The organism is Methylobacterium sp. 37f (assembly GCF_023093475.1).
Lineage (GTDB): Bacteria > Pseudomonadota > Alphaproteobacteria > Rhizobiales > Beijerinckiaceae > Methylobacterium.
This window is the reverse complement of record NZ_JAGHKN010000001.1, coordinates 228,138-246,580: the sequence shown is the minus strand read 5'-3', so window position 1 is coordinate 246,580 and position 18,443 is coordinate 228,138. Positions and strand designations below refer to the sequence as shown.

General features: G+C 68.3%; 13 protein-coding genes. 9 read left to right on the top strand and 4 right to left on the bottom strand.

The window, feature by feature from the left end:
- Window positions 1–19: 19 nt before the first annotated feature.
- Both J7U37_RS01185 and J7U37_RS01180 read right to left on the bottom strand, forming a co-directional pair.
- Window positions 20–907, bottom strand: coding sequence for a galactosyltransferase-related protein (locus J7U37_RS01185; protein ID WP_247634562.1), 888 nt, complete (start codon window positions 905–907; stop codon window positions 20–22).
- On the bottom strand, window positions 897–2,951 hold the full coding sequence (locus J7U37_RS01180) for an HAD-IIB family hydrolase (protein WP_247634561.1): 2,055 nt from the start codon (window positions 2,949–2,951) through the stop codon (window positions 897–899). Before J7U37_RS01180 ends, J7U37_RS01185 begins: the two co-directional genes overlap by 11 nt.
- 60 nt (window positions 2,952–3,011) lie before the next feature.
- On the opposite strand from J7U37_RS01180, the gene J7U37_RS01175 reads away from it, so the two are divergent.
- Both J7U37_RS01175 and J7U37_RS01170 read left to right on the top strand, forming a co-directional pair.
- Complete coding sequence (locus tag J7U37_RS01175) at window positions 3,012–4,052, top strand: glycosyltransferase family 4 protein (protein WP_247634560.1); 1,041 nt, start codon at window positions 3,012–3,014, stop codon at window positions 4,050–4,052.
- Window positions 4,052–5,269 (top strand): glycosyltransferase family 4 protein, encoded by a 1,218-nt coding sequence (locus J7U37_RS01170; RefSeq protein ID WP_247634559.1) that lies wholly within the window; start codon window positions 4,052–4,054, stop codon window positions 5,267–5,269. Before J7U37_RS01175 ends, J7U37_RS01170 begins: the two co-directional genes overlap by 1 nt.
- On the opposite strand, the gene J7U37_RS01165 is transcribed toward J7U37_RS01170, so the two are convergent.
- The gene (locus J7U37_RS01165; protein WP_247634606.1) at window positions 5,266–6,249 is read right to left on the bottom strand and encodes a hypothetical protein; all 984 of its coding nucleotides are present in this window, start codon (window positions 6,247–6,249) and stop codon (window positions 5,266–5,268) included. The genes J7U37_RS01170 and J7U37_RS01165 overlap by 4 nt on opposite strands.
- Window positions 6,250–6,462: 213 nt before the next feature.
- Here J7U37_RS01165 and J7U37_RS01160 point away from each other — a divergent pair, with 213 nt between their 5' ends.
- The 7 genes from J7U37_RS01160 (at window position 6,463) to J7U37_RS01130 (ending at window position 16,895) form a co-directional block, all read left to right on the top strand.
- The gene (locus J7U37_RS01160) at window positions 6,463–7,068 is read left to right on the top strand and encodes a hypothetical protein (RefSeq protein ID WP_247634558.1); all 606 of its coding nucleotides are present in this window, start codon (window positions 6,463–6,465) and stop codon (window positions 7,066–7,068) included.
- A 28-nt stretch (window positions 7,069–7,096) separates the two neighbouring features.
- A complete protein-coding gene (locus J7U37_RS01155) occupies window positions 7,097–7,741 on the top strand; it encodes a hypothetical protein (protein ID WP_056183396.1) in 645 nt (214 codons plus the stop codon).
- A 379-nt stretch (window positions 7,742–8,120) separates the two neighbouring features.
- Entirely contained in the window at window positions 8,121–10,595 is a 2,475-nt protein-coding gene (locus J7U37_RS01150) for an EAL domain-containing protein (RefSeq protein ID WP_247634557.1), read from the top strand.
- Between the two features lie 314 nt (window positions 10,596–10,909).
- Window positions 10,910–11,920, top strand: a complete 1,011-nt coding sequence (locus J7U37_RS01145; protein ID WP_247634556.1) for a PAS domain S-box protein — start codon at window positions 10,910–10,912, stop codon at window positions 11,918–11,920.
- Between the two features lie 114 nt (window positions 11,921–12,034).
- Window positions 12,035–14,071, top strand: a complete 2,037-nt coding sequence (locus J7U37_RS01140) for a GAF domain-containing protein (protein WP_247634555.1) — start codon at window positions 12,035–12,037, stop codon at window positions 14,069–14,071.
- Window positions 14,072–14,698: 627 nt separating this feature from the next.
- A complete protein-coding gene (locus J7U37_RS01135) occupies window positions 14,699–16,573 on the top strand; it encodes a PAS domain-containing methyl-accepting chemotaxis protein (protein ID WP_247634554.1) in 1,875 nt (624 codons plus the stop codon).
- Window positions 16,574–16,580: 7 nt separating this feature from the next.
- Complete coding sequence (locus tag J7U37_RS01130; protein WP_056183390.1) at window positions 16,581–16,895, top strand: hypothetical protein; 315 nt, start codon at window positions 16,581–16,583, stop codon at window positions 16,893–16,895.
- A 260-nt stretch (window positions 16,896–17,155) separates the two neighbouring features.
- Here J7U37_RS01130 and J7U37_RS01125 read toward each other — a convergent pair whose 3' ends face one another.
- Complete coding sequence (locus J7U37_RS01125; RefSeq protein ID WP_156376013.1) at window positions 17,156–18,262, bottom strand: PAS domain-containing protein; 1,107 nt, start codon at window positions 18,260–18,262, stop codon at window positions 17,156–17,158.
- Window positions 18,263–18,443: the final 181 nt, after the last annotated feature.

Here is an 18,443-nt window from a genome sequence, read left to right as displayed (position 1 = left end):
GCTTGGGATTCGCAAATCGTCAGGAGAACAGGGCGTCGGGCCGCAGGGCGGCGGCGATCTCGGCGGCGTCCGGGACCCGGATGACCCGGATCGCGGGAGCCTCCATATCCCAGGCGATCAGTCCGGCGGCCCGGAACTGACCGAGCCAGTAGGTCATGCACCAGCGCCCGTGAGTCCGGTGGAAGCGCGCGGCATTGGCGAGGATCGGTTCGAAGTGCTGGAGCGGCGGCACGTGGACCGGATGGTGCTGGTGATAGGCGCGCGCTCCCGCAACCCAGAAGATCGGCAGGCCTCTGGCATTCAGGCGGACGGCGAGGTCCGTCTCCTCCCCGCCATAACCCGCATAGGCCTCGTCCATGCCCCCGACCGCCTGCCAGGCCCGTGCCGGCAGCGCGAAGGACAGGCCCCAGAGCTGGCCGGGATCGGGCTCCCGTCGCAGACCCGCCGGCGGCACCGCCGGCCGGGCCGGATGTACCTGGCCGAGGCGGGCCAAGGCTGTTTCGTCGGACGCCGCCGCGAGGTCCAGCCCCGGCGGCAGATACAGGACTTCGCCGAGAAAGAGGCCTTCGCCCTGCATTGCCGCGTGCCGGTAGGCGTCCACCAGGGTGGGAGATGGAATGCAGTCCACGTCGAGGAAAAGCAGCAGGTCGCCGGCTGCCGCCTCGGCGGCACGGTTGCGGGCGGCGGCCAGCGGCATCGGTTCGCCCGCGACGAAGAGGTGGCGGACCGGACAGCCCGGGTCGGGCAGGTCCGGGGCCGGCTCGGGCTGCATCCAGGCGATCACCAGTTCGCGCGGGGCCACCGTCTGTCGGGCCAGGCCCCGCATGAGGTTGCGCAGGCGGTCGGGCCGGCCCCGAACCAGCGTGAGTACGCTCGGCGAGAGCGGCGCCGATGCATCAGCCGGCATCAGCCAACATCCGGCGGAAATGGCCGACGCCCTCGATGATGCCGCGGGCGTGCGAGGTGCGGGCCACGTAGGAATGCTTCAAGGCCGCGTGGCTCGCCAGATCGTCGGAGTAATTCGCCACGATGATCGCCTGGGACTGAGCGCGCAGCATCTCGACATCGTTCCCGGAATCGCCGGCGACGAAGACGGCTCGCCCGGGCAGGCCGTAGAGGTCGCGGACATGGCCGACCGCCGTGCCCTTCGAGGCCGCCTGCGGCAGGACGTCGAGGTAGAGGCCATGGCTGTGGATCACGTTGGCGCGCAATCCCGCCTGCGCCAGGGTCGCGCGCACGGTCTGGACGGTTGCCGCATCCGCGAAATAGCTGAGCTTGTGCCCGCGCTGCTCCAGGGAGCCCTGCGGCATCAGCCCGTCGAGACCGGCGAGCGCAGCCGCCACCGCGGAACGCTCCCAGCCGGCGGATACGACGGCGCGCCAGGCCAGATCGGCCGTGTAGGTCACGCCGTTGGGGTCGAGATGGTAGATCTCCGAGCCCACCGAGGTGATCATCACCTGCGGTCGCGGACTGTCCTGCTGTTCGAGGATCGCCATCGCGCTGTGGAAGGAGCGACCTGTGGCGACGCCGAAGGCCAGGCCCGCCTGCCGGCTGCGCCAACGCCGGAAGATGCCGAGCGCCGCCGCGCAGCCCACCAGCGTGTTGTCGATATCGCACACCAGCAATTGGCGGGGCGCCGCCAGCGGCGGCTCGGGTGCCAGCAGCGCCCGCAACAGGGCGTGGTAGCGCGCGGCGTGCTGATCCCAGTCGTAGGCGGCCGCGGCGCGGGCGCCGCCCGCCACGCAGCGTGCGTACAGGGCGGGCTCGTCGAGGAGCCGCAGGCAGGCGGCCGCGATCGCGTCGGGCGCGCGCGGATCGACCAAAAGTCCGTTGCCACAGGTCTCGACGATGTCGTTGGGGCCGCCGCTGTCGGTGGCGACCAAAGGTAGCCCGGACGCCGAGGCCTCCAGTAGCGTCAGGCCGAAGGGTTCGTTGAGGGCAGGGTTGACGAAGAGGCCTCCCCGCGCGCGCGCAGAGGCATAGATCGCCGGCACGTCCTCCGGACCGTGGGTCTTCGGATAAGCCACGCGGCCGTAGAGATCGTAGCGGTCGATCAGCATCAGGATCTCCCGCATGGTGTCGGCCATGTCGCCGTCGAGAGCGTCGATGTCCTCGCGCGTCCCGGCCATCAGCACCAGGTTGGCCCGGGCCTGAAGGATCGGGCTCTCGCCGTAGGCCCGCACCAGGGCGCCGAGGTTCTTGCGCGCCACCGGCCGGGCCAGAGCCAGGAGGGTGGGCTTGCCCGGGTCGCGCAGGAAGCGATCGATGGTGGCGTCCACGCGTGGCAGAGGCTCGGCCGCCGCGAAGCGGGCCAAGTCGCTGCCCGGCGGCAGGACGCGGATGCGGCCGGGATCGTAAGCCGCATATCCGGCATACTGCACCTCGGCCTCATCGCGGGAGGAGGCGATGACGAGGCGCGCGCGCGCCAGCGCGTCTTCCTCGGCGCCGATCCGGCGGGCGAGGTCCGGGTCATCCTCGGCGCCCGAACCCAGCATGGTGGCCTTGACCCGGCCCAGGGAGTGGGCCGTGAACACGAAGGGAATGCCGCACTCGGCCTCGACGATCGCGGCGACGGACGCGGCGTCGGCGTAGTGGGCGTGGATCATGTCGGGCGCGCGCGGCTGAAGGGCGATCCAGGCCATGAGGCTGCGCGCGAAGCTGGTGACCTCCGCGTGCATGTCCTCTTTCGCGCGGTAATCCGGTGACGCGCTCGCGAGCCGCACGAGCGTGACCTTGTCGGAGATCGGCTCTTCGGGCACGGCGTAATCAGGGCCGTGCGCGCCCTCGAACAGGCGCGTCGCCATCACGATCCGATCGAGGCCTATGTCCTGGGACGAGGCCGCTACCAGATCCAGCAGATAGCGAATGTGGCCTCCCGTGTCGGCGGTCAGGCCGAACACGACACCGCCGCCGCGCAGGCAGCCTTGCAGGGCGACATGTAAGATAAACATCAGGCCGCCAGCGACTCACGAACAATCGAATAAATGTATGTTAAAGTCGAGGAAGACGTTATGATCCGTGTCGCCCAAGTCGCCCCGAACATTTTTCCCGTTCCCCCTGAGCATCATGGCGGTACGGAGCGGGTCATTCACGACCTAAGCACGGCACTACGAAGCCTGGGCGTGGAAATAACGCTTTTTGCATCATCCGACAGTGCGACAGACTTGCCGCGGGTCGGCGACAATCCGAGCCTCGCCGCCCTGGAGCGCCGTCACGGACGCGTCGCCCCCGGCGTCCCGGCGGCCCTGGACGCCCTGCAATTGGAAGCTTTGCGCCTGAGGCTCGACACCTTCGATATCGTGCATGGCCACGGCGAATTCGCGCATGCCGCGCTTCTCGGCGCACGCCGGCGCCACAGCCTGACCACCGTCCACTGGCGGGTGGACGAACTCGACCGGGCGCTGTACTTCGCGGGGTTTCCCGACCTGCCGGTGGCGGCGATCTCGGCCGCGCAGGAAACCGGCATACCGGTCGCAAATCGTGCCGGGATCGTCCACCACGGCATCGCGCGGGATCGCTATGCCCTGCGGACGCAGCCCAGCGACCACGTCGCCTTCGTGGGCCGGATGACCGACCAGAAGCGGCCGGACACCGCGATCCGCGTGGCGCGCGCCGCCGGCATCCCGATCCGTCTCGGGGGCACCATCGACGTCGGCAATCCCGATTATTTCGAGGACCGGGTGCGGCCACTCCTCGGCGACGACGCGACCTATCTCGGACCGGTGGACGATTCCCGGAAGGCGGACCTCCTGGGCGGCGCGCAGGCGCTGCTCTTCCCGATCGACTGGCCCGAACCCTTCGGGCTCGTGATGATCGAGGCGATGGCCTGCGGCACCCCCGTGGTGGCCTGGAACCGGGGCTCCGTGCCGGAGATCGTCGAGGACGGCGTCACCGGGTTCATCGTCGGCTCCGAGGCGGAAGCCGTGGCGGCCCTCGGGAGGATCGACCGCCTCGACCGAGCCGATATCCGGCGCCGCTTCGAGGCGCGCTTTACCGCCGAACGGATGGCAGCCGATTATCTCGCGATCTATCATCGCCTGCTCGCGGCCTGATGCGCGTCGCCCTTCTCACGTGGGATTACCCGCCGGCCCCGAGCGGATTGTCGACGGCGGCCCGGGAGATCGCCGAAAGCCTCGCGGAAGCGGGAGCCGAGGTCACGGTCTTCACGCTCGACCGGATCGGCCGTGACCGGATCGGCGGCGTGACGGTGGTGGGCGCCGCCCTGCCGCCCGGCGGCGGATTGGCCCGTCTGCGGCTCTGGGGCTCGGCCGGGCACCTCGCCGCTCCGCTGGCCTTTCACCGCGTGGTCCTGGCCGACCATGCGCGCGTCCCCTTCGACATCGTCGAGGCGACGAACTGGTACGCTCCCGCCGTGATGCTGGCCGGGCGCCGGGACCTGCCGCTGGTGACCCGAAGCTCGACGCCGGCCGCCTTCACGCGGGATTCACGCGGCTCGCTGCGCGACCGCCTGGATGGCCGGAGCGCGGATGCCCTGGAGCGACGCCAGGCCCGCGGCAGCGCCGGGCTCATCGCCAACACCGCCGAGCACGGGACGGTGATCGCCCGAGCCTATGGCCTGTCCGGCCGGCAGCCCGAGGCGGTGATCGGCCTTAGCCTTCCCCCGGGGATCCTGGCATCGGCGCGCTGCGCGTCCTACCCGGATGCGGACGGGCCGGTGCGCCTGCTCTTCGTCGGCCGGGCGGAGGCGCGCAAGGGCTTCGACGCGCTTCTCGACGCGGTCGCGATCCTCGGCGACGAGGCGGAGCGGGGTGCCGCTCCCGCCTTCCGGCTGGATCTGATCGGCGTGCCCCCGGAGGATCTGCCGACCGACTTGCCGGAGGCGGCGCGCGCGCGAATCCACGCCCGGGGGCGAGTGCCCGCCGCGGCTTTGGCGCAAGCCTATGCGGCGGCGCACGCGGTGCTCGCCCCCTCGCGCTACGAGAGTTTCGGCCTCGTCTACCAGGAGGCGCTGGCCTATGGCCGGCCCGTATTGGCCTGCGCCGAGGATGCGAGCGCCCGCGCCTTCGTGGGTGTGCCGGGAGCAGGTCCCCTGGCGCAGGAGGCCACCGGCCCGGCTCTCGCCGACGCCCTGCGCCCGCTCCTCGCCGATCCGGCTCTGCGCCGGGCCTATCGCAGCCGGGCGCTGGCGGCATCCGGCCGGTTCACCCGGGAGATCCTGGCTCGCGAGACACTCGCTCTCTACGCTCGGGCCATCGCGGCGGTCCGATTTCGCGTCGAGGGCTACGCGCCGGAAGACCCGGAGCCTTAATCCCGGTAGGGGCGCAGCAGCGCGGTTTCCTCCTCGGGGCGTCCGCGCCCGGGCTCAAGGCGCTCATAGTGCCGCGAGCGCGCCAGGACGTGGGCTCGGTCGAGATGGTGCTTGATCGCCCCGTGCAGGCTGATCAGGCTCCGCGGCCAGCCGCCGTCGAGCGCCGGCCGCTCGTGCACCCGCCCCGCATATCGCACGGACCGGTGGTTCAGTCGGTATTGCACATCCGGATAGACGTCCGCGAGGAGGCCGTCGACCCGGTTCCGGCGCGCCAGCCCGACCGAGACGACGTCCCCTGCCTCGGCCAGGGCCGCCAGAGCCGGCAGGCGCCGGCCGGCCTCGACGGCCAGGGTCTCGTCGGCATCGAGTTGCAGCATCCAGGGATGGCGGGCGAGGTCCTGCAGGGCATTGCGCTGGGCGGCGAAATCACCCGCGAGCGGCCGGGCTCCCACCTGGACGACCCCCGGCGGAAATCCGGCGGCGGGCACCACATCGGCTGGCCGCACCGGCGCATCGAGCAGAATCACGACGTCGTCGGTCCAGGCGGCATGGATCGCGAGCGTCGCCAGGACCGCGTCCAACGCGTCGGGGCGGCAGAGCAGGCCGAGGGAGACCGGCATCCCGACGGCCCGGTCGAGCCCGTAGAGTGCCGCCCGTGCGGCGTGTTGGCTATGGGGGTGGCGCAGGGCGGTCTGGCCCGCCGCGTCGCAGGGCCGGACACCACGGGCGTGGCCGGTCGCGGCGCTGCGGAGGGTGTAGAGGTCGAGGCCGTAGGGCGCGCGCGGGTCGGACTCGAAGATCGGGCCGGCCAGGCGCTCGGCCAGATGCGCGCGACACGCAGCGGGATCGGCCTCCACCTCAAGCAGGAGGCCGCAGGAGCCGCAGGCAATCGGAAACAACCGGTCTTGCCCGTCGGGATAGACGAGGTGCCGGGTGCTCGGTCCGAGCATGTCGGCGCCGCAGACGAAGCATCGCCGCATCATCGGTCCCGGGCTCCTTCACCGAAGGGATTTTACCGTTGCTGGATGGATGTTTCCATCACTGAAGGGATGTTTCCATCACTGAAGGGATCTTGCCATCACTGAAAGGATCTTGCCGCCACGGAAGGGATCTTGCCGGGCCGGGCCAGCGCCATACTTCGGTTGCTCCGCAAATCCATGCCGCAGGTGATGGCTCAGGTCGACCCTCCGCACATGCTCGACCTGTCCTCTTCCGCACCGGGCACGCTCGCCATCGTGGGCAATGCGCCGGCTCTCGATGCCGCCGCGGCGATCGATGCCGCCACCAGCGTGGTGCGTTTCAACAATGCGCCGGGCTTCGGCGGCCGGACCGGCGACCGGGTCACCCACCTCGCCCTGGTCAACCGGGGTGGACAGATGCGCGAATGGCTCGCCGACCCGCGCTTTCTCGACCGCCCGGTGGTCCGGCGCGCGGCGGCGTTCATCCTTCCATTTCCGATGCTGCCGGCCGAGCACAATCGGCCCGAACAGGTATGCTGGACCCGCGAGGCGATGGCGCTGCTCGCCCCCCTGGGCAAACCCGTTCACATCCTGCCCGAGGATCTGCACGAGGCGGCGCGGCGCGACCTGGCACCGGGTACCACGGGACGTCCGAACCCGAGCACCGGCTTTCTCGTGACACGGGCGTTCCTGCAGGGCCGGCCCCTCCGGCACAGCCCGGCCGAAGTCTATGGCTTCGGCTTCGACGGCTGGCCCGGGCACCCGTGGGCCGCCGAGCGGGCCTGGTTCCAGCAGGCTGAGACGGCCGGGCAACTCCGGCTCTTCCCCTGTTCTTCTTGACCGCATCGATCAGGATCACGCTCATCCGATGACGACTCTCATCACCGTCTTGAAGAGCGGCGGACGTTACGATGCGGCCTGGGTCGAGCGCCTGGCACGCGGCGTCCGCCGCCACGCCCCGGCCTTCGACCGCATCCTCTGCCTCACGGACCTTCCTCTCGCGGTAGCCGGTGTCGAGCGGGTGCCGCTCCGGCACGACTGGCCGGCGTGGTGGGCCAAGATGGAGGCGTTCCGCCCGGGTCTGACAGACGGGTTGACGCTGCTCTGCGACCTCGACACCGTCCTCACCGGGCCGGCCGATGCCCTGGCCGAGCCGGGCCTGGCCGCCATGGAAGACTACTTCCACAAGGGCCGCCTCTCCAGCGCCCTGCTGCGGTGGCACGGCGCCGAACTCGACTTCCTCTACGCCACCTTCGCGGCCGAGCCCGAGCGCTGGATGGCGGCCGGCTCCTGCGGCCCGGTGCCGAACGCCGTGCACGGCGATCAGGTCGTCATCGATCACCTGCTGCGCCGGGAAGGCCTCTGTCCGGACTTCATCCAGGAGCGCTCTCCCGACCTGCTCGACTTCTACGACCCGCGACGGGCCGAGCACGGTCCGGTGGTGATCTTCATCGGCCCTTCGAAGCCGGATACGGCGACCGGCCCCGTCCGGACGGCCTGGGAGAGCGCATAGCCATCGCGCAGCGACGAACCCGTCGGATTGCCGCGGCAGAAGGCCTCCGTCATGGGTGGCCAATCGAAGAGTCGCGGATGTCGCTCGGCCGGACAAGATCACAAGTTCAGAGGCCCATCACGGCCGACACCTTCAAAATTCACCTTCACATGTCGTCGAAGGCAACGCTCGAAGATTGAGCTACGAAGCCGTTGATGACAAAAATTCGTCCTTTACTGGAACGATCCGGTGAAGCTGAGGCGGAATGCTACGAAAACGCCCACGGAATCCACGGGATGCTCCCGCTTTTCGCGGATCGGCTTGAACCGTCGGCAGCTTGTCACTGCGATACATCACCCGACAGCGGCGACATGACGTCGAACGGGGGGAAATGAAAGCCATGTCGGTCTCCGACGACGCAGTGTTCCACGGCGATGGATCGAATGTGCCGGGCGGCAATGACAATCGCTTCCAACGGCACATCCGCACGGCGTTGCTTCGCGAGACCCTGCACCTCGCCAACTTTTCGGCCGTCACGCAGGCCGCCGTGGTCGTGGCGCTCGCCTGGATGTTCTGGGATATCGCCCCGAACACCTATCTGATGGGACTCGCGATCAGTGTGACGTCCCTGTGCGCGGCGACCTTCGTCGCCACACGGCACCACCGGAGGCGGTTCCGCGATTGCGCGACCCCAACGGCGGTCCGCCGCGGATTCCTCCTCGCGAAGGTGCTTTCCTTCGGCCTCGGGCTCGTCTGGTCGACGATGCCGGCGATGCTGCTTCCGTCGGTGGACAACGCCTATCGGATCGTGGTGGTCGCCGTCTGTGCCGGGCTGATCTCCGACGCCTACGTGGTCGGCCCGATTTTCTCCGTCGCGATCCTGCTCGTCGCTCCCGTCGTCGCTGGGGCGATCGTCGGATTGGCCGGAACGGACGCGCCGGTCGGCGGATACATCGCGGTTCTGCTGGTCATCTATGCGACGTTCGTGTTCATCAGCGCGCGCCGCATGTGTCGCCTCTCTCACCAGCGCATCCTCGACCGTCTCAAGGTGCAGGAGCAGAACGAGACCATCGGCCTGCTCCTCAACGATTTCGAGGAGGGGGCGAGAGACTGGCTCTGGGAGACCGACAACACCGGTCGCTTGCGGCATGCCTCCGGACGACTTGGCGAATTGCTCGGTGTCGATGCCACCGGCCTGCACCATTGCACCCTTGCCGATATCCTCTATCGCTACGCGGACGGCCCCCAGGGCCGTGCGAAAATCGACGCGGTCGTCGCGGCGATCGAGGCGCGCGCGCCGTTCCGTGACCGGACGGTACGGCTGCGGACATCGGGCGGCATCCGCTGGTGGACCCTCAACGGAAAGCCCGTCCTCGACGAGTCGGGAACGTTTCAGGGGTATCGCGGTGTCGGATCGGACACCACGGCGGGCCGCGAAGCCCAGGCACGCATCACGTTCCTCGCCGGACACGACACCCTGACGGGATTGCCCAATCGTGCGGCGTTCCAGGAAGCGGTTCAGGCGCTCTGCGACGACGGCGTGTCGACGGGACGATGCGGCGCCCTGTTCTATCTCGACCTCGACGGCTTCAAGGCCGTCAACGACGAACGCGGGCACGGAACGGGCGACCGGCTTCTGAAGGCCGTGGCTTTGCGCCTCACCGACCTCGCAGGGTCCAAAGCCTCGGCTTTCCGGCTCGGGGGCGACGAGTTCGCGCTCGTCGTTCCGGATACCAACCCGGAGGCTGCGGAGGCGCTGGCGACGCGCATCGTGTCCGCCCTGCGCCGCGCGTTCCAGATCGACTCCGTGCGCCTCGATATCGGCGCGAGCGTCGGCATCGCCTACGCCCCGGACGACGCCGTCGACCCCGAGAGCCTGCTCATGCGCGCCGACCTGGCGCTCTATTCCGCCAAGGCCGCCGGCAAGGGACGGTGGCAGGGCTTCGACCCGTCCTTGGAGGAGAAGGCGCTGCGCCATCGCCAGTTGGATGCCGACATGCGCGTTGCCCTCGCGTCCGACGAAATGGAACTGCACTATCAACCGCTCGTCGACATGCGGAGCGGGCGGGTCGTCGGCTTCGAAGCGCTGCTGCGCTGGAACAAGCCCGGCCACGGCTGGGTCTCGCCGGGCGAAGTCATCCCGATCGCGGAGGCGACCGGCTTCGTGGTGGAGATCGGCCGGTGGGCCCTGCGCCGGGCCTGCGCCGACGCCCGGCTGTGGGCCGACCTGCGGGTCGCCGTGAACATCTCCTCCATCCACGTCCGCATGCCGACGTTCCACGACGAGGTCGCCGCCATCCTCCGGGAAACCGGATTGGCGCCGGAGAACCTGGAGATCGAGATCACCGAATCCGTTCTGCTCGACCATGGACCCGCGGTGCTGGGCAACCTGAAGCGCCTGCGCGCCCTGGGCGTGCGGATTGCTCTCGACGACTTCGGCACGGGCTATTCCAGCCTGAGTTATCTGACCGAATTTCCGTTCGACAAGGTGAAGGTCGACCGGTCCTTCGTCCGTGACTTGCAGGGACGGCCCGAGAAGGTCGCCGTGGTCGAGGCGATCGCCCGAATGGCGCGGGCCCTGTCGATGAACGTGACGGTGGAGGGCGTGGAGACGCAGGCCCAGCTCGACGTTCTTCGGGCCAAGCGCTGCGACATCGCCCAGGGGTTTCTCTACAGCCCCGCCCGACCGGCCGGCGAGATCACCGCCCTGATCGCGCGCATCGAAGCGCCGCCGCAGCCGGCGGGCGGGTGTGGCGGCGAGTTGGACCGCACGCGGACGCCGACCCTCTCGCTGGTCAGGCCGGTCAATGAAACGCCCGGGCGACCCGGATGGCCTCGCCAGCCGCTGCAGCGGCGTTTTCAACCACCGGCATGAGCGAAAACCTGTCATTCCGGTCGATCGTTGAAGTGCACGAAACGAGTGGTCGATTTCATCTCATTTCACGGCGATTTTATCTCGAATGATCAACAATCATCCTTGAAAGCCGCTTGGCTTTAAGTAGCGTCGCTGTGTAACGCCCTAGGGATTTTCGGCAGCCGCAGACCCCCGAGGAGGAGGCGGGTGACAGGAGAGGCTCCATTCGCCAGCCGGTGCCGGGCCAAACCATCCGAACACGCGCGACGACGTCATCGTCTCCTCGTCCCGGAGACTGGGCCACACCGGCGCGGGAACCGAGAAAGCCCCGATCGATGCCCCTTGAGACCGACGATGCGAACGTGGCCGAGAACTGGCTTGCCGCCATCATCGAATCCTCCGACGACGCCATCGTGTCGAAGACGCTGGATGGCTTTATCGCGACCTGGAACGCCGCAGCCGAGCGCCTGTTCGGGTATACCGGCCTCGAAGCCATGGGACGGCCGGTGACCATGCTGGCTCCGGCGGGCCGACGAGACGAGATGCCCGACCTCCTCGTCCGCATCCGACGGGGCGAACCCGTCGATGCCTACGAGACCCGGCGCCGGCACAAGGACGGCCGCATCATCGATGTTCTGCTGCGCGTCACGCCGATCCGGAACGGAAGCGGCAAGGTCGTCGGCGCATCCAAGGTCGTCCGCGACATCTCCGACCGCATCGCGGCCGAGCGCCGGCAGCGCCGCTTGAGCGACGAACTGAACCACCGCGTGAAGAACACCCTGATGACCATCCAGTCGATGGCCACGCAGACGCTGCGCCACACGCCGGACCCCGCTGCGTTCCGGCAGGCCTTCGAGGCCAGGCTGGTCGCTGTGTCCCGCGCCCATGACCTGCTGGAGGCGGGACGATGGGAATCGGTCGAGCTTCGCGAACTCATCGCACGCAATCTCGCTTCCTTCGCGGATCGCGCCTGCATCACGATGGGCGGCCCGATGATCCGTCTCGGCCCCGAGGCCACCGTGACACTGGCTCTCGCCTTCAACGAGTTGACTCTGAACGCCATCGCCTCCGGTGCCCTCTCAAGACCCGAAGGCCGACTTTCCGTGACCTGGGAAATCCGGGCTTGCGTCGATGGGGGCGAACCGCGCCTGCACCTCGATTGGATCGAGCGCGGCGTGCGGATGCGCGCTGAACCCACACGGAGGGGGTTCGGACGACGCTTCCTGGAAGACGGGATATGCCGGCAGCTTCAGGGGGATGTCACTCTGGCCTTCGAGCCGGAGGGCGTGCGTTGCCGTTTCGACCTGCTGCTCACGGCTCTCCAAAGCTCCGCGTTCGCCCCATGACGCCTCACCAGACCACATCGCGGCCAGTGACCTCGCGGCAAATGACATTCCGCCCGGTGACTCAGGCCTCGGTCATCCGGCGGCCAACGACCCGACACCCATGACACCGCACCCATGACACCGCACCCCAATGACGATGTGCCGACGAAAGGCGGTGAGGATGTCTGGGTATCCCTCGGCCTCGGCGATCCTGACCGGATCGCCGCGCTGGAGCGGTACCGTATCCTCGACACGCCAGCGGATGAGGCCTTCGACAGCCTCGTCCGGCTGGCCTCGCAACTCTGCGGAACGCCTGTCGGCCTGATCACCCTGGTGGCGTCGGACCGGCAGTGGTTCAAGGCTCGGGTCGGGTTCGAGCGCTCCGAGACGGGGCTCGACCGTTCGATCTGCATCCACACCTTGCCGGAGCCCTCCCTGCTCGTCATCCCCGACCTGGCCTTGGACCCACGCACCCAGGCGAACCCGGTCGTCACAGGCGAAGCGCCGATGCGCTTCTACGCGGCGGTCCCGCTGCGAACCCCGTGTGGTTTCGGCCTCGGCACCCTGTGCGTCCTCGACCGGGAGCCCCGGGACGGCGGTCTCACCGTCGCCCAGGAGCAGGTCCTGAGAACCCTCGGCATGCAGGTCATGGCCCTCATGGAGGCGCGACGAGCCCTGTGCAGCCAGGAAGAATCGGCAGCGCGGCTCCAGTCGAGCGAAGCGTTTCTCAAGGGCGTGCTCGCCGCGTCCCAGGATTGCATCAAGGTGCTCGACCTCGACGGCAGGCTCGCTTCCATGAACGAACCGGGCTTGCGCGCCATGGAAATCGACGATTTCGCCCCGTTCTCCGGGATGCGCTGGCCCCCACTTTGGTCGGGTCCGGATGAAGAACGGGCGGAGATCGCGCTCCGCGCCGCCCGAGCGGGCGGCGTCGGCCGATTCGCGGGCTGGGCCGAAACTCGTCGTGGCCGACGGAAATTCTGGGACGTGATGGTCACCCCGATCAACGGTGTCGACGGGCGACCGGAGCGCATTCTGGCTGTCTCGCGCGATTTGACGGCGGCCAGGCTGGCAACCCGGAGACAGATGGCCCTGACGCGCCTCAGCGATCGCCTTCGGGGCCTCACGGACCCGGAGGAGGTCGGTTACCGGGCGTCGGAGACGGCCGGTCGAACCCTCGGCCTCTGCCGAGCGGCCTACGGCGTCGTCGACACGACGGCGAGCGGCATTGCCTTCGAGCGCGATTGGACCCTGCCGGGGCATCCCACTGTCGTCGGCAGCCATCGCTATGCCGATTACGGCCGTTACGTCGAGGATTTGCGCCGCGGCACGACCGTGGTGATTCGCGACATCGGCGCGGACCCCCGCACCGCGTCGCGCCGCGACGCGCTCGGGCAATACGGCATCGGCGCGCTCGTCAACGTCCCGGCGATGACCGACGGGCGCCTCGTTGGCGTCCTTTGCCTCCACGACGCGGAACCGCGTGACTGGACAACCGAGGAGGTCGCCTTCGCGGAGGCCGTCGCGGAGCGGGCGCGTCTGGCGATGCGCTGGATCGCCGCCGAGGAGCAGCAGCAACTCCGAACCCGCGAGATCAGCCACCGTTTCAAGAACCTTCTGGCGATCGTCCAGGCCATCGCCACGCAGACCATGCGCTCGGCCAACGACCTCACGGCTGCGAGCGAGGTCCTTGCCGGACGCCTTTCCGCGCTGGGGCAGTCGCAGGATATGCTTCTCGACGGACAGATTGGCAGCAGTCCTCTCTTGGACGTGGTGAAAGCCGCTCTGCACCTGCATACGGAGGCCGTGTCGCGCTTCGACCTGTCGGGGCCGGAGGTCAGGATCGGTGGCAAAGTCACCCTGTCGCTGTCGCTGATGCTCCACGAGTTGGCGACGAACGCCGCGAAGTACGGCGCTCTCGCGAACGGCACCGGACGCGTCGTCCTTTCGTGGAACGTTCTCGGCGAGGACGATGCGGCGAGACTCCGCCTGACCTGGCGTGAGATCGGCGGTCCAAAGGTGGCGATGCCCTCGCGCAAGGGGTTCGGAAGTCGCCTGATCGAGCGCGGGCTCGCCGGTCAGGTCGGGGGCGTAGTGGAACTCTCCTATGACCCGACCGGCCTCGTCTTCTCGGTTGAGGCTCCCCTGGCGGCTTTTCAGGCCGAAGTCTGAAGCGCACGACATCGGACAAGCCCGAGCGAGGCAGGATCCGCTGAACCCGGGGAGCCTCTCCCGCGAGGATCGGAGCCGGCGCGGTTCCCGGCACCCGATCGCGCCGGGTTCGGGCAAGGCTCGGCCATCCCTCGCCGATCTTCACGACGCCGGATCGACGAATGCGTGCGAAGGCCGGGTTTGCATAGATCACCGCGGGCCCCGGGCGTTCAGGCTTGATGCCGGTGAGAAGTCGAGGTCCGTGAACAAGGTCGACGTCGGATCACGCGGCGAAGAGGCGAACAGGGCCGATGAGACCCATGGCATGAATTCTTCCATGCCGGGCCGGCAGACGTCTCAACCGAGCTTCGGTGAGGGTTCTCATCCTCGGAAAGACCTGTTTCGAGCCCGGCACGGGGATTTGAATTCAGAATTTGTGAAGTGATGAAGTTTCACAATGATGGAAGGTTCAGGACTGGTAACTGCAAATACCTCTGCGGCCTTTCCTGATGCGACATGGAGTATCCGATGTTCGATTTCATGGCTCGGTCGCAAAATTTCGGCCGTGATTCTGCGATGCTCGACGGCTTGTGTCTGGCAGTGCTTGTCGTTGACGCTCAGTCGGTCATCAGAACAATGAACCCGGCCATGATCGACCTGCTTGGGACGGGCCGACCCGGCCTGTCGGGTTCGCGCCTCGATGATGTCTGTCGCGACGTCTCCGGTCAGCCGCTGATCCCGCCGGGCCTGCGCCACCGGCACAAGATTCTGGTCCGCTTCGACGGCCGTCATTTCGATGTGACCGCCACCCCCTTGCTCTCCGGACATAAGGTCTCGGGCTACGTCCTCGAATGGATCGATGCAGCCCCGCGCCTGGAGAGCGAAGACCGGTCGCAGCGCCTCGCGGCGGTCGAAGCGTCGCAGGCCGTCATCGCGTTCGCCCCGGACGGCACCGTGGTCTCGGCCAATGCGGCGTTCCTCGACATCATGGGCTACACCCTCGACGAGGTTCGCGGGCGCCATCATGGCCTCTTCGTCGAGGCCGGGTATCGGGACAGCCGCGCCTACGCCGCGTTCTGGGAGGGTCTGCGTTCGGGCCGAGCGGAAGTCGCGGCGTTCAAGCGTCTCGCCAAGGACGGCAAGGCGGTCTGGATCCAGGGTTCCTACAACCCGATCCGCAATGCGGCCGGCGTCGTCACGGGCGTGGTCAAGTACGCCACCGACGTGACGGCGCAAACACTCGAGGCCAATGCCCTTCGGGGACAGGTGGATGCCATCCGCAAGTCGCAGGCGGTGATCAGTTTCGACCTCGACGGACGCATCCTCGAGGCGAACGCCAACTTCCTGGCCGCCGTCGGCTATGCGGCCGCGGAGGTTGTCGGCCAGCATCACGGCATGTTCCTCGACCCGGAGCATCGCGCGAGCCCCGAATACACCCGTTTCTGGGAGGCGCTTCGCCGCGGCGAGCACCAGGCCGGGCAGTTCCGCCGCCTCGGCAAGGGCGGCCGCGAGGTCTGGATCGAGGCCAGCTACAACCCCGTGCTCGATGCCGACGGACGACCCGTCCAGATCACCAAGTTCGCCATCGATGTCACCGCCCAGGTCGAGCAGCGTGACAAGGTCAGGCGAATGGAGGAGGAATCGGCCAGGGACCGCGTCGCCGCCGAAGCGCGCCACAAGGCGGACCTCCTGCGCCTCGCCGACGGCTTCGAGCAGACGGTCGGGGCCGTCCTGGCCTCCGTCGCGTCTGCCGCCACGGAACTTCAGGCGACGGCTTCGAGCATGTCGGGGATCGCGACCGAGACCGCCCAGCAATCGACTGCCGTGGCCGCGGCGGCCAGTCAGGCCGCCGCCAATGTCGGTACGGTTGCGGCGGCTGCGGAAGAGCTCGGGGCTTCGGTCAACGAGATCGGGAGGCAGGTCGCCGGTTCCGAGCACCTTGCCGGCCAGGCGGTGGCGGAGGCACAGCAAACCGCGGACCTCGTCCAGGAACTCAGCGATGCCGTGCGCAAGATCGGGGACGTCGTCGCCATGATCTCGGCCATTGCGAGCCAGACCAACCTGCTGGCGCTCAACGCCACCATCGAGGCGGCGCGGGCCGGGGAAGCAGGGCGCGGGTTTGCGGTGGTCGCGTCCGAAGTGAAGGAACTCGCCAACCAGACCGCCCGGGCCACGGACGAGATCACGGGCCAGATCGGCCGCATCCAGGGGGCGACGGGCAGCGCCGTCAGCGCCATCGACGGCATCCGGCGCCGCATTCAGGAAATCAACGGCGTCGCGGGGTCGATCGCCGCAGCCGTTCAGCAACAGGGGGCGGCGACCCAGGAGATCGTGCGCAACGTGACGGAGGCCGCCACCGGGACGGGCGAGGTGACGAGCAACGTGTCGGGTGTCGCCCGCGCGGCCGAAGAGACGGGGGCCGCGGCCACCCAGGTCCTGACCGCCGCCTCGGACCTCTCGCGCCAGTCCGAGCACCTGGATGGCGAGGTCAGTCGGTTCCTTGCCAAGATCCGCGCGGCGTGAGGGGGCCATGACCGAGATGCTCATCCTCCCCGTCGATCTGTCCCCGAGCGGCATGAGTCGCTTGGGAGCCCAGCTCGAACGGGAGATCCAGGCCGGCAGGGATCTCGGCTCGCGCCACGGCCAGATTGCCTGCCTGTCCGAGGCGATCATGCGCTCGGTGGAAGGCTTGCGGGAGGCCGTGATCCTGCTTGCTGCCGACTTGCCGCCCGACGACCCGATGGTCTGTCAGCTCAGAGATGCGGCGGCAAACATGACGCGGCTTGCGAAGGCCGTCATGGATTACGCGGCCCTTCACGGCCCCATCACCAGACCCGGCACCTGACGCCGGACCAGACACGGGCGTTGGGCCAAAAATCGGTCGTCGGACATCGCCCCCGATGTGGGGTCCTTTCGCCCTGCATCCGGGTCGCCGCGGATCGCGCCGCATATCACGCCTCTGGATATCGAGAGCCGCGTGAGACGCTGTCGACACCAGGGGGGGAGGGCCGCCCCGTCTCCACCGCGCGTCGATGGGGGCGTGCCGGTCGATCCCGGACAGCCAGTGTCGCGGCGGACTGCGACCAGGTTTGGGACAACCGAGCCTCAGGCCTCCCGCACCCCAGGCTTCACCCCATCCTCGAACGTGAACTCGACCCCGGCCTTCTCGAGGGCACGGCGGACCGCGATGGCCGTATCGTTCCGGGTCCGGATGGACGAGTTCGGATCTTCCAAGCGATTGATGGTCGAGACCGAGACGTTCGACAATTGGGCAAGATCCTCCTTCGACAGTCCGGCAAAGGCGCGCGCCGCGCGAATCTGGCCCGGGGTCGGCAGCTCGTCACCCGGCGGAGGGGAGGCGGACGTGCCCCGGGGCGCGGAACTGCGGGCGGTGCCCTCGGACGAGCCGTAGCGGTTGCGCCCGGGTACGTTGAGGCAGACGCCGACCCATTCCCGGACCGAGCCGTCCTTGTTGAGCACCGGTGCGCCGCGGGCATTGAACCATCGATAGATGCCATCGGCGCAGAGCACGCGGTAATCGGTGTTGTAAGGAGCGGTATGCTCGACGGCCGTCACCCAGGCCGCCTGGGTGCGGGGGCGGTCGTCGGGATGCACCGCGTCGAGCCAACCGAAGCCCTGCATCTGGCTATGGCTCTGCCCCGTCAGCGCCATCCACTGAGGCATCTCGCTCGGCTCGCCGTTGGCCTTGTTGATCCAGAACACCGTGGCGGTGGCGGCGATCAGCGCGTTGAGCCGGTCATGCCGCTGCATCAGCGCGTTCATGGTGTCGTGCTGCGCGGTCACATCGAACACCACGCCCATGCCGTGGCTCGGTGCGCCGTCCGGACCCAGAATGGCCTCGGCATGGTGAAGGATCCAGCGCTGGGTCCGGTCGGGCCGGATGATCCGGAACTCGCGACTGACCGGCTGGCCCGAGCGCAGCACCGCGATCTGGTCCCCATGCGTCGCCTGATCTTCGGGATGGATCATGTCGAGACCGAAGCCGAAGGTCATCTCTGCGGCCGGATCGAGCCCCAGGATGCGGTAGAGTCCGAGAGAGAGATCCATCCGGTCGGCCCGAAGATCGGCGGACCAGAAACCCACCTTGCCCGTGTCCTCGATGAGCTTGAGGAAATGTCGCGACGAGAACGCCCGGGGCGCAGAGGCTATCCCGCCGGAATTGCCGGGCCGCATGAGTGAACGTGTCGGCATCGCTGGTCCTCGGATCGCCCACTCGCACCCGATCGGGGCATGAAATAGTTCAAGTCATGAACTTGGTGCTCGGACTCTTAAGAGAAACGAATTGGCCCACGCTGAAGTTGTAAATTCGCTGACGATGTCAGGGAAGTGCCTTTGCCGGATCCAGAAAGGCCGACATGGCGTAGAAAGTCCG